Annotated in this window: 6 protein-coding genes and 1 pseudogene; 3 read left to right on the forward strand and 4 right to left on the reverse strand. The window is 70.2% G+C overall.

Going from position 1 to position 12369, the window contains the following annotated elements; genetic code table 11:
* Positions 1 to 280 precede the first annotated feature (280 nt).
* Positions 281 to 1288 carry a hypothetical protein gene (locus ACFVHI_RS10290; protein WP_380337603.1) on the reverse strand — a complete coding sequence of 336 codons (1008 nt, stop codon included), beginning with the start codon at positions 1286 to 1288 and terminating at the stop codon, positions 281 to 283.
* 330 nt (positions 1289 to 1618) lie between these two features.
* Here ACFVHI_RS10290 and ACFVHI_RS10295 point away from each other — a divergent pair, with 330 nt between their 5' ends.
* Positions 1619 to 2524: an alpha/beta fold hydrolase gene (locus tag ACFVHI_RS10295; protein WP_380337606.1), complete on the forward strand. Its 906-nt coding sequence runs from the start codon at positions 1619 to 1621 to the stop codon at positions 2522 to 2524.
* Here ACFVHI_RS10295 and ACFVHI_RS10300 read toward each other — a convergent pair.
* The 3 genes and pseudogenes from ACFVHI_RS10300 to ACFVHI_RS10310 form a co-directional block, all read right to left on the reverse strand.
* Positions 2502 to 2702 carry a hypothetical protein gene (locus ACFVHI_RS10300; protein ID WP_380337842.1) on the reverse strand — a complete coding sequence of 67 codons (201 nt, stop codon included), beginning with the start codon at positions 2700 to 2702 and terminating at the stop codon, positions 2502 to 2504. The two genes, ACFVHI_RS10295 and ACFVHI_RS10300, sit on opposite strands and share 23 nt — an antisense overlap.
* A 500-nt stretch (positions 2703 to 3202) precedes the next feature.
* Positions 3203 to 3667 (reverse strand): annotated as a pseudogene (locus ACFVHI_RS10305) (LysR family transcriptional regulator); the annotation flags it as partial.
* A gap of 183 nt (positions 3668 to 3850) precedes the next feature.
* Entirely contained in the window at positions 3851 to 4582 is a 732-nt protein-coding gene (locus ACFVHI_RS10310) for an SDR family oxidoreductase (RefSeq protein WP_380337609.1), read from the reverse strand.
* Between the two features lie 174 nt (positions 4583 to 4756).
* Between ACFVHI_RS10310 and ACFVHI_RS10315 the strand changes: the two genes are divergently transcribed.
* The gene (locus ACFVHI_RS10315; protein ID WP_380337612.1) at positions 4757 to 5347 is read left to right on the forward strand and encodes a TetR/AcrR family transcriptional regulator; all 591 of its coding nucleotides are present in this window, start codon (positions 4757 to 4759) and stop codon (positions 5345 to 5347) included.
* Positions 5348 to 7298: 1951 nt separating this feature from the next.
* Entirely contained in the window at positions 7299 to 12260 is a 4962-nt protein-coding gene (locus tag ACFVHI_RS10320) for a glycosyl hydrolase family 18 protein (protein ID WP_380337615.1), read from the forward strand.
* The last annotated feature ends 109 nt before the right edge of the window (positions 12261 to 12369 follow it).

The following is a 12369-nucleotide window of genomic DNA, read 5'->3' on the forward strand; positions in this document are numbered from 1 at the left end:
AGCTTATTATCTCTTCCCTCGCGGGGGGGGTCTCTTTGTTCTTGTGCAGCTCCTCCGTGCCCCCTTCCCCTGGGCGGTTCTCCGCGGCGGCGGCCCCCCCCCCCGCCCCCCCCCCCGCGACTCGCGGGACCGCAGCGCCAACTCCCCAGCGACCAGTCCGATGGACTGCGGTCTACAGGAGGGGAGCTGGTTCTCGTCCGACTGCTCGGGAACGTCCTCGGTGCGGGCCTGGACGCGGGCGTCGTCGTGAGCGTCGTCGGTGCGGTCACCCATAACCGGGTTATGGCCCAGTGACACCAGAGCGGGCCTCAACCACCAAGAAGGAGGTGTCGGGTTCGTGGGGCTCGTACGGCTCGAAGTCGGGGCGGTCGATGAGCTCAGCGACTGAGAAGGGGTGCCGGTGGTCGGTGAGGAGCCGGTGGACGAACTCGGCGGTGGAACCGTCGAACCGCGCCCAGCTCTCGCCGTCCTCGTTGCGGGCGATGACCGGCCACCGGTTCGGGTCTGCGTCCTCCGTCAGCCAGTAGAACTGGTCGGCCTGGACGGAGCCGGCCCACTGCAGGAGCCCGCCCGGGGCCGGGTGGAGCTGGTGAGGCCGGTAGAGGTCGGCGATACCGGGGTCGGCGGCGGCGAGTTCGGCAAGGTGGAGGGCGTGCTCGACGAGGCACAGGAACTGCGGGAACGGGTCGTCGCGGCCGGGCGGGGGGCCGGGCAGGGAGAGGTCGAGGAAACCTGCGAACGTGCCAGGGCCGAAGTGCTCCGCCAGGTGCCGGTAGTCGGGGGGCAGGGCGGTACCGAGCCTGGCCTCGGCCGACGACCAGTCGACGGGCCACTGCCGCGACTGCGGCCGGCCCGTCGCGGCGGCGAGCCGCCGAACCCAGCGGTCACCCGGTACGTCGACCTCTTCCTCCCCGTCCTCGGCGAGCAGGCAGGCCGTCGCCGGGTCGGCCCGGCGGGCCGTCACCGCGACCAGGTGCGGCGCGCCGCCGTCGTTGTCCCGGACGATCCCGCAGCCGATCCAGCGCTCGCCCACCGCCCACCCGCACAGCTCGACCAGGCGCCCGGCGAACGGGGCTACCAGCGGCAGCCCGCTGTCGCCGTCGAGCGTCGGGTCGACGAAACCGCCGGTCGCGAGGTTGCGCGACGACCCCCAACGCGGGCGCAGCGCCTCAACGAGGCGGCGGTGGGCGGTGGTGAGGTCGCCGTCGGCCGGCAGGCAGGCGATGTCCGGGGCCGGGCGGGTCAGCAGGGCGTCGATGCGGTGCAGGTGGTCGGTGGTGTCATTCATGGTGTCAGTCAACCGTGGGCCGCTGACAGGGGTTTCGGTAGTTCTCGCCGCTGGCGATCACAGGTCGACGGTCAGCCGGCGGATCGCCTCGGCGTAGATGCGGACCAGCTTGCTCAGGTCGCTGTTCTCTCGTCGTCGCCCGGGCGCGGTCCTTCGCGGGCGTGGACGAGCGGTGTCATGCGGCTGGCGGAGGTCGAGAGCCTCGAATGGCCTACCCGGTCGACCAATTCCTGAAGCCCGCGAACTATTCAGTATTCTACCATAGTTCGATGGAAAGTCATATTCATTGGGGATATGGAAAATTGGCAACTCGTTCGCTATGTTGGCGCCATGACTGCTAGCGCTGAATTAATTGCCGAATCCGGCGAATTGCGCCTGTGGACCGAACGGGTCGGCAACTCGAACGATCCGGCGGTCCTCCTGGTGATGGGGACCGCCGCCCCCGGCATCGGATGGCCGGACGAGCTGGTGGATGTGCTGGCCGCCAGCGGTCGCCAGGTCATCCGCTACGACCACCGGGACACCGGCCGCTCCACCTGCCTGGACTTCGCAACCCACCCCTACACGCTGGCGGACATGGCCGCCGATGCGACGGCCGTGCTCGACGGCCACGGAGTAGCCGCCGCGCACATCGTCGGGGCGTCCCTGGGCGGAGCGATCGGCCAATGGCTGGCCGTTCACCGCCCTGAACGCGTACTGACTCTGACCGCGATGATGACCGGCCCGATGGGCCACAGTGCGGGCCCGGCCTGGGCGCGCGCCATGGCCGGCCAGGCGCCCGACCCCAGCGACCTGCCACCACCCACGGCGCGCCTCCTGACGCACTTCGCACAACGCGCCGCACTCCCGCAGGGGACTCGCGCCGAGTACGTCACGGCGAACCTGGAGACGTGGCGAGTGCTCAACGGCGACATCCTTCCCTTCGACGAGCCTGCCGCTCGCCGCTTCGTGGAAGCCTCCTTCGACCGGACCGGCAACCACAGTGCGGCCCTCAACCACGATCTGGCTGGACGCCACATGACCGAAGACCGCCTTGCTCCGCTGTCCTCGATCAAGGCCCCGACACTGGTCATGCACGGCACGGAAGATCCCCTGCGCCCGCTACCGCATGGCCGTGCCCTCGCCGATGAAATCCCTCACTCCCGATTCCAGCCGATTCCCGGCATGGGGCACACACTGTTCTCCCCCGGACTTCCCCAGCAGATCGGCGAAATCATTCGCGAGCACACCGCGTAGAGAGCGGAACATCGACGTGGCGCTGGACCTCGCGGGCCTCGGCCAGGTGCCCGACGACCTGACCGGTGCCCAGGTCAACCGCATCGCCAACGACCTCGCACAGGCCGGCGACGTCGTGGCCACCACCGTCGCCGAGTTCTTCTCCCGCGGCGTGGTCCACGTCCAGCGGGTACTGCACCGCTTCCCCTCATCAGCGGCTGACCCCCGGCCGAGCCACCCGCGCCCACCGCCCCGGGGCGACACCTCCGTCCGTAAGCACCCCGTCCCCAGCGGCACCAACGGCTCGGCCGAGGTTCGGGAGGTGGGTGGAGCTGCCGTCCTCGGGGATGTCGGGCAGGCGGCCGTTGCGTGCGTGCCAGGCGAAGGACACGGGGCGGGGGCGGTCAGTCGGCGATGGCTCGCCAGGCGGTGCCGTGCCCGTCGGAGTGGACTCGGCCGAACACCACGTCCGCGAAATGGACGCCGAAGCCGGTCGTGTCCGGTCGGGCCAACTCGGCGGCCAGGCGCCGGCGTTCCTGTGCGGCCTGGTCGGGGTCGGGGTCGGCGGCGGCCGACGGGATCGAACCCGGCGTCCCGGCAGGCGGCCGTGACCAGGTCGACCAGCGGCGGGTTGTTCCGGCGGGCCGGCAGGGCGACCACGAGTTCCTCCCGCCACACCGGGATCAGCCGCACGCCTTGCTGCGCCGCCACCTCCCCGCGCACGAAGGCCGCGTCCCACTCCCGGTCGGCGACCCGCCGCAGTCGCTCCTCCGGCGCCGCCGAGGCCAACTCCGCCCAGGTGCCGGGCGCGTTTCGCTCCAGCGCCTCCAGCACCTCCAGCACCCGTTCCAACCGCACGCCCATTCCCCGGCTCGTCCCGACGCGCAGCACGGTCTCCCGCGCGGCGACGAAGCCGCCGACCAGGTCCAGGGCCCGCTGTCCGGCCGCCAACACCTCACGGGCGCCGGGCAGGAACGCCGCCCCCGCAGCACTCAGCCGCACGCGGCGCCCCGCGCGGTCGAACAGCTCGACGCCCAGCTCACCTTCCAGCCGGCCGATCTGCTGGCTGACGGCCGACTGCACGATCATCAACCGCTCGGCCGCGCGACCGAAGTGCAACTCCTTCGCCACCGCGACGAAGTACCGCAACTGACGAAATTCCATGCTCCATCCTTCGGCCGGGCCAGCTGCCCCGGCTCGGGTAGCGACGTCTCCCGCAGTCGGGCCGACGGCCGACCGCGGTCCGGGCCGACCGTGGCGCCCCGGCAACCCGCTGCTCCTCCGGGGCGCTTCTCCAGTACTCGCCGGGAGCGGGGCACCCGCTCACCTCACCCCGTCGCGGGGGGCCTATCCCTGGGCGGTGGGGCGAACGACGATGTCGCCGACGTCGACACCGTCCGGTTGCTCGATGGCGAAGGCGATGGCGCGGGCCACTGCGGTCGGCGGGAGGGCGATCTCCATCAGCTTGTCGATCTGGGCCTTCGCTGCCGGGTCCATGTGCTCCGCGAAGTCGGTGCGGACGGCGCCGGGTGAGACGACGGTCACGCGCAGGTTGGGGCCGGCCTCCTGGCGCAGGCCTTCGGAGACGGTGCGCACGGCGTTCTTGGTGGCGGCGTACACGGACTGGAGCGGGACGATGCGCAGTCCGGCGGTGGACACGGTGTTGACGAAGTGTCCGAATCCCTGCTCCCGGAAGAGGGGGAGGGCCGCCGCGATTCCGTACAGGACACCTTTGAGGTTGACGTCGATCATCTGCTCCCAGTCCTCGACGCGCAGGTCGTCGAGGGGGGAGATCAGGCCGATCCCGGCGTTGCTGACGAGGACGTCGAGCTTGCCGTATCGGTCGCATGCCAGCTTGACGAGGTTGGGGAGGTCCTCGCGCCGCGTCACGTCCGTGCGGATCCAGGCGGCCTCGCCACCGGCCTGTTCGATGCGGGCGGCCAGGGCCGCGAGACGCTCCGGACGGCGTGCCCCGAGGACGACCTTCGCGCCTCGCTCGGCCAGCAGAAGCGAGGTCGCCTCGCCGATGCCGCTGCTGGCGCCTGTGATCGCCACGACCTTGCCTTCGATTCCCGGCATGCTCGCCTGTCCTTCCAGAGTGCGGATTGCGGTGTGTGGAGTGTGGGGTGCGGAGCGGAGGGGGCGTCCGGGCAGGTCGGACCATGCCCTAGAGTGAAAGTGGAGGCTCCGCCACTTCGCCCAGACTAAGTGGCGGAGCCTCCACTTAGCAACGGAGAAGGGAACGAGTCGCCGATGACCCGAGAGGCAGGGCGCCCACTGAGGGCCGACGCGCAGCGCAACCGGGACAAGATCCTGGCCGCCGCGGTGCGCGTGTTCAGCGAGGAGGGGCTCGACGCGCACTTCGAGCGCATCGCCAGGGAAGCGGGCGTGGGAACGGGCACGCTCTACCGCAACTTCCCGACCCGAGAGGCGCTGATCGAGGCGGCGTACCGCAACGAGGTGGCCCGGCTGTGCGAGGCCGCCGCCGGACTCCTGGCGACGATGCCGCCCGCCGAGGCCCTGCGGGTGTGGACTCGCCGCTTCATCGACTACGCCACCGCCAAATACGGCATGGCCGACGCCCTGCGAGCCGTCGTCGCCTCGGGCAGCAACCCCTACGCCGACAGCCACGAGATGATTCAGGGCGCCCTCAACTCCCTGATGGAGGCCGGTGCCGCCGCCGGAACGATCCGCTCCGACATCCGTCCGACCGACATGTTCGCCGCCCTCGCCGGAATCGCCCTCACCTCGGCCAAACCCGAGCAGCGCGAGCAGGCCGAACGCCTCCTCGACCTCACCCTGGACGGGCTGAGATCCGGGCCGCCCCAGCTGCCCGGTAACTGACGACAGGACCCGGACGTCACCAGGCCGCGGTTCGCCGCCCGCGCTGACGAGCGACGGACGAGCGACGGACGCCGCCCCGGACAGCGGCACCACCGGGATCCGCTCGATGGGGGAGTGGTTCGACCCGGACAGCGCCCCCCACCCGTCTGCAGCGGCGAGGCGCCCGAACGCTCGCAGGACTGCGTAGACAGCGCATCAACGCACCGTCGACCCCGGCGTCCCAGGCGGCGGAGGGCGTGTCCAGGCCCGCGCCGACGCCACGGGCCCTCCGGGCTCGCACACGGCCTTCGGCGTCAACGCAAGCGTTGATCAAGTATCAATTCCTGCTTCGTAAAGTCGCGACTTCCCTGTGCCGTCAACGGAAGGAAAGACGTGGAGCACACGTCAATGCGAGGCAGTCACCCCCCGAGCGGGATTCCACGATGTCGACCGACCATCTGGCGTCGAGTCGCCGCGGCACTCGTCCTCACCCTGACCGTGGGCCTGTTGCAGGCCCTCGCGGTCACGCAGGGGGCGCCCGCCGTCAATGCCCCATCTGCCACCGCGACGTACCCAAATCCATACAAACCTGACCAAGTCCTACTAGAGATGCCGGGGGCCGGGCCTGCAGGAGCGACCTGCCGGCCCGGCCGCTGCTGTGGGGAGCGGGCGCCCTACTCGGAGCTCCTCCCCGCGTTGACGTGACGTATACCGCCCACTGCTTCGATCGAGCGTCACTCGACACCCGGTGTCTCCTGATGAGGCGCCGTGAGATATGAGGAACGGAATGCTTGACCGTCATATACGTTCACAGTTGGGAAAAAGGTCGCCGATGACGCGATCTTTCCCGGCGCGCGTAGCTGTCGTCCTGGTGCTCGCTCTGATCGCCGTGCTCGCGCAGACACTCCCGACGTTCGCACCTCCCGCCTCCGCCGCGATCACAGATGTCACGGTGGCGACCTGGAACATGCGCGGGGGCACGGCGAAATGGTCGAACCCCGACGACCTGCCCCACCTCCTGGACCGGTATCACGTGGTCGCGTTGCAGGAGCATCCCGACACCGTGCCGCCCGGCATGGTGCAGACGGACATGAAGTTCGTGCGTCCGGGGTTCGACACCGATACGCCCGGGTGGAACGACGACGCAGACGGCGCGTTCCGCGTCGTCACGTACCAGTGGACCCACCCACAGAACGGCCGTGTCTACTACGTCTACTACCTGGAAACCCCTCGAAATGGCCGGGCGCTGGTGACGGTCAGCGATCGGGAGGCAGTCGCAGTCGGTGTTCTTCCGGCGGTGGGGGGTGTTGCCAATCCCCGCCCCGCGTTCGGTATCCGCCGCGATGACGCTTGGTTCTACAACATTCACGCGGACTCCCCAGGAGGCCCGGATGCCCCTGGCCTGGTTCAGGCCGTTGCGAACAAGTACCCAGGTCCGGCGGCCTCGTGGACAGTGATGGGCGATTTCAACCGGGAGCCCGACACACTTCCGCTGGGGCTGGGCGGGCCCGGGACTCAGATCATCGACTCCGGACTCCCGACGTACAAGGTACCGAACCCTGAGTCGGAATACGACTACATGGTTGCCCACGGGCTTCAAGCCGGCCATCAGTACGCGGCACGCCGCCTCACGTATATGGAGAGCTCCGACCACTACCCCGTTTCCTTCGCCGTCGACCCGAGCGGTCGGGGTCAGGTCTGCAACCGACCAGGTCCTCCGGTCCCCGCGCCCGCTCCCGCCCAGGCGCCGGTCGTACCCAGGTCGGCTCCGGCCTCCGAGGCCGGTGCCGACACCGCCGGGTCCACGTCTGCGGCGGACTGCGCTCCGTCCAAACCCAAGGCGATCGTCTCGCTGGGGGACAGCTACATCTCTGGCGAGGGCGGGCGCTGGGCGGGCAACGCGAACACGAAGGAGGAGGGGGACGTCTGGGGGACCGACCGGCGGTCGCGGTGCCAGACGGGGCAGGACTGCGTGTACGACGCGACGTCCTACGACTTCAACGGCAACCGGTGCGATCGCTCGGACGTGGCGCCGATCAAGGGGACGGAGTACGCGGACGTGCCGCCGGAGCGACGCTTCAACCTCGCCTGCTCCGGGGCGACGACCAAGAACATCCTCTCCGACGGGTTCAAGGGGCAGAAGCCACAGGTCGATCAACTGGCCGACCTTGCCGCCGTTTACGACATCCGCCTGGTCGTGGTGTCCATTGGCGGCAACGACCTGGACTTCAGCGGCATCGTCGCGAACTGCGGGCTGGCCTACTTCGTCGCCGACGCCACCCTGAAACAGCCCTGCTCCCGGGCCAAGGAGGGCGAGTTCGCGGGCAAGCTCAACACCGTACGGGCCGAGATCGTCAAGACGCTGACTGCGGTCCGAGCCACGATGCTCCGGGCCCGACAGTCGAACTACGAGCTGGTGCTCCAGTCCTACCCGAACGTGCTTCCCGGCAAGGACGCACTGCGTTACGGCGAGGGCCAGACCTCGGAAGGCGGGGCGGTCGACCAGAGCCGCTATGTGACGGGCGGGTGCCCGTTCCTCAAGGTCGACGCGGACTGGGCCCACACCTCCGTCGTGCCCCGGATCGGCGAGATGCTGCGCCAGGCGGCCGGGACGGCCGGGGCACGCTTCCTGGACGTGCAGAACGCCTTCGCCGGACACGAGCTGTGCGCCAACACCGCGCAGCAGGCGACGAGCGCGAACAGCAACGGCGCCCCACTGCCGATGGACAAGGCCGAGTGGGTGCGCTGGGTCCCCTACCTTCCGGGCTGGGAGAAGTGGGCGACGGCGAAGCAGGGCGACGTCCAGGAGGCCATCCATCCCAACGCGTTCGGGCAGCAGGCACTGTCGCGCTGCCTGACCGAGTTCGGCAAGGCGGCGTCCGGCTCCGATCGGTACATCTTCAACTGTGCCGGTTCGAACGACGGTATGAAGGTCACTCCGGACGCCTCTGCGGTGCGTGAGGGCATCGTCCGACTGCGCAACGCCCGGACGGGGGAGGTGCTGGACACCGAGACCGACAAGTTCGACGACTACCTCGTCACCCGCCCGGACAGCGGGAAGGCCAGCCAGCGGTGGCTGCTCCACAACGTGGGTTCGCAGATCTCGTTGCAGTCGGTGCAGCACGACGGGCGCTACCTGGACCGCTACAACAACTGGACCAACATCGGCCCCAAGGAGACCGGCTGGTACGTGTCGAAGGCGGCCGACGGCCGGGTCGCGCTGTCCATCGGCGAGAACAGCAGGTGTCTCACGCAGGACCCGGGGAACCGCTCCAGGGACCTCAACTGGGTCAGCAACGACTTCTGCGCCAAGGGTGTCCAGGAGACCCAGTACTGGAACATCGAGTACCCCGGCGACGTAATCATCACCCCCCGCGACCCGGCCTCCGGCACGGATCCGCGTGAGGGCCAGCAGGTGGAGCTGCGTTCGGCCACCGGCATGGCCGTGGACCTCAGCGGCAGCAGCACCGCCGCCGGTACGAGTGTCCAGGCGTACGAGCCCAACGGCTCCGGCGCCCAGCGGTGGGTGATGCGCTCGCTCGGCGGCGGGAACTGGCGCATCGCCGCGTCGGCGAAGCCGGACATGGTCGTCGACCACGATCCCGGGCCGCACACCACCCACCTCATCCAGGCCCAGGAGGGCAACGCCAACCAGGTGTGGCAGCCGAAGGGCACCGGCACCGGCTGGTACACCCTGGTCAGCGGTGCCGACGGCGGCTGTCTGACCGCCGGAGCCGCGGGCGCCGCGCTCGCGGTGGCGGCCTGTGACGCGAACAACCAGGCCCAGCGGTGGAAGTTCCGGGAGAGCGGGACGGGCACGCAGGTGGGCACGATCCGCGGGTTGGGCGGCAAGTGCGTCGAGCCGCGCGGCGGCAGCCGGGACGACCGGACCCCGATCCGGCTCGCGGACTGCGCCGGCTCCGACGGCCAGGCGTGGACGGTCGCGGCCGACGGCACGCTGCAGGCCCTGGCCAAGTGCCTGGACGTCGACGCCGGGCGCGCCGACAACGGGACGGCCGTCCAGCTGTACGCGTGCAACGGCTCCGCCGCCCAGAAGTGGATCTACTCGGCGCGCCAGGAGCTGCGGAACCCGAACTCGGGCAAGTGCCTGGACGTCCCCGGCTCGGACACCGGCCGGCCGCTGCAGATCTACGACTGCAACCGGTCCGACGCCCAGAAGTGGCAGCTGTCCGCCCGCCCGGTGGGCCAGCCCGACGGCGGTGACGCGGGCGACCCGTTCGACGCCTCCCCGGACGGGCGCGGCACCAAGCCGGCCGCCTCGGGGGACTGCCGTCCCGAGGGCATGACGCCCACCCCGGGCGTGGCGGCGCGGTACTGCGACGTGTACGACGGCGCGGGCCGGGAGTGGGTCGGCAACGACCGGACCCGGCGCGTGGTGGGCTACTTCACCGGGTGGCGCGCGGGCGTGAACGGCGACCCGAAGTACCTGGCGTCGAACATCCCCTGGTCGAAGGTGACGCACGTCAACTACGCGTTCGCCGACGTCAAGGACAACCGGATCAGCATCGGCGACCCGAACGACCCGGCCAATCCGGCGACCGGCCTGAGCTGGCCGGGCGAGAAGAACGCCATGGATCCGTCCCTCCCGTACAAGGGGCACTTCAACCTGCTGAACACGTACAAGAAGCAGCACCCGGCGGTGAAGACGCTGATCTCGGTCGGCGGCTGGGCGGGCACCCGGAACTTCTACGCGATGACCACCAACGCCGACGGCTCGGTGAACCAGCCGGGCATCGACGCGTTCGCCGACTCCGTCAGCGCCTTCCTGGACCAGTACGGGTTCAACGGCGTCGACATCGACTACGAGTACCCGACGGCGCTGCCCAACACCGGCAACCCGCTGGACTGGGACGTCTCCAACCCGCGCCGCAAGGGCCTCCAGCAGGGCTACAACGCGCTGATGAAGACGCTGCGGACCAAGCTGGACCGGTCGGGCGCGGACAAGGGCCGCTACTACCTGCTGACCTCGGCCGGCTCCTCCTCCGGCTACCTCGTGCGCGGGCTGGACGCCGGGCAGGCGCTGCAGTACCAGGACTACGTCAACGTCATGACCTACGACCTGCACGGCTCCTGGAACAAGTTCGTCGGCCCGCAGGCCCCGCTCTACGACGACGGGAAGGACAACGAACTGGCCGACGCCGGGATCTACAACGACCAGGCGCCCAACACGAAGGACTTCCAGAAGGAGGGCTACTTCAACACCGACTGGGCCTACCACTACTACCGCGGTGCCCTGCCGGCGGGCCGGATCAACCTCGGCGTCCCGTACTACTCCCGCGGCTGGCGCGACGTCCAGGGCGGCACCGACGGGCTCTGGGGCACGGCCGCGATGGCGGACCAGGCGCAGTGCCCGCTGGGCACCGGCGGCCGCGGGCCCGCCAACGCGCAGTCCTGCGGGCGGGGCGCGGTCGGCATCGACAACCTCTGGCACGACCTGGAGAACGACCGGGAGGTCGGCGCCGGGTCGAACCCGCTGTGGCACACCAAGAACCTCCAGGACGGCCGCACCCCCGGCTACCTGAGGTCCTACGGCGTCGACACCGGCCTGCCGACCGGGCAGCTGACGGGCACCTACGCGCCGAAGTACTCGGACGCGCTCCAGTCGCCCTGGCTGTGGAACGACGCCAAGAAGGTGTTCCTCTCCACCGAGAACGAGAAGTCGATCGACGCCAAGGCCCGCTACATCGTCGACAAGGGCATCGGCGGCGCGATGATCTGGGAGCTCGCCGGCGACTACGCCCAGCGCCAGGGCGGGGAATGGGGCATGGGCTACGACCTGACCACCCGCCTCGACAACGCCTTCAAGGGCGCCAGCGCCGCCGGCAGCACCAAGGCGGGCGGCCGGCCGCAGCCGGCCGAGGTGATCGACGTGAAGGCCGAACTGGTGGACTTCCCCACCGGGGAGAACGACTTCTACCCCGTCCAGCCGAAGCTGCGGATCACCAACAACTCCGGCGTCACCCTCGCCCAGGGCACCGAGATCGCCCTCGACCTGCCCACCTCGATGCCGCCGATCGTCAAGGACAACGACTACAAGGAGATGAAGGGCCTCGTGCCCGGCCACACCGGCCCCAACACGGGCGGCCTCAAGGGGGACTTCCACCGGCTCACCCTCACCCTCGGCTACTGCGAGGACCTGGCGCCGGGCAAGTCCCGGGACATCGACCTGAAGTACTACCTGCCGGTCACCGGGCCGTCCAACGTGACGTTCAAGATCGGCGGACGGGAGTACGGCTCGACCGGGGACCAGCGCCGCGACGTGCGGACGGTGGCCCCGCCCGCCCCCGCGGCCGGCAGCTCCTGCCAGGCCCCGGACTGGAAGCAGGGCCAGGTCTACCGGCCCGACGGCGGCCGGCTGTGGCGGATGTACGACAAGGGCGACAAGGGCTGGATGTTCGAGTACGGCGACAGCCAGACCGGGAAGCCCATGATGATCGACAACAACCCCGACCAGTCCCGCGCGCACCTCGTGGAGCTGAACGACCAGAACCCCAACCAGTACTGGCGGATCCAGGACGCGGGCGGCGGCCTGTACACCGTCTCCGGCGGCGGCAGGTGCCTGACCGCCACCGCCTCCCGGCAGGACATCGCCTCGCTCGCGTGCAACGGACGCAACGAGCAGAAGTGGCGGCTCGTCCCGATCGCCGACAACGGCAGTGAGGGGGCGCCCGGCGGGCCGAAGCACAACGGCCTGTTCAAGCTCCGCTCCGCGAACGGCAGCGACATCGAGGTCGCCGGCGGAGCCACCGTCCGGGAGACCCACGTCCTCACCGGCGACCCGGCCGCCTCGACGGCCGCGTTCGTGAAGTACCAGGGCTACTACTGGTACGCCCAGTGGTACACCACCGCCACCCCCGGCACGGCGGAGGCCAACGGCGGCCGGCCGTGGAAGAAGCTGAGCCCGACGCCGTAGCCCCGTCTCCTGGGACACAGCCGGCCGGGAGCCGGCCGGGCACCGCGCTTCTGCCGGTGCCTGGCCGGCTCCTTCGTCGTCCAGGCCGGTCGGACCGCACCGCCGGGCC

The sequence above is a fragment of the Kitasatospora sp. NPDC127121 genome (assembly GCF_042677305.1).
Lineage (GTDB): Bacteria > Actinomycetota > Actinomycetes > Streptomycetales > Streptomycetaceae > Kitasatospora.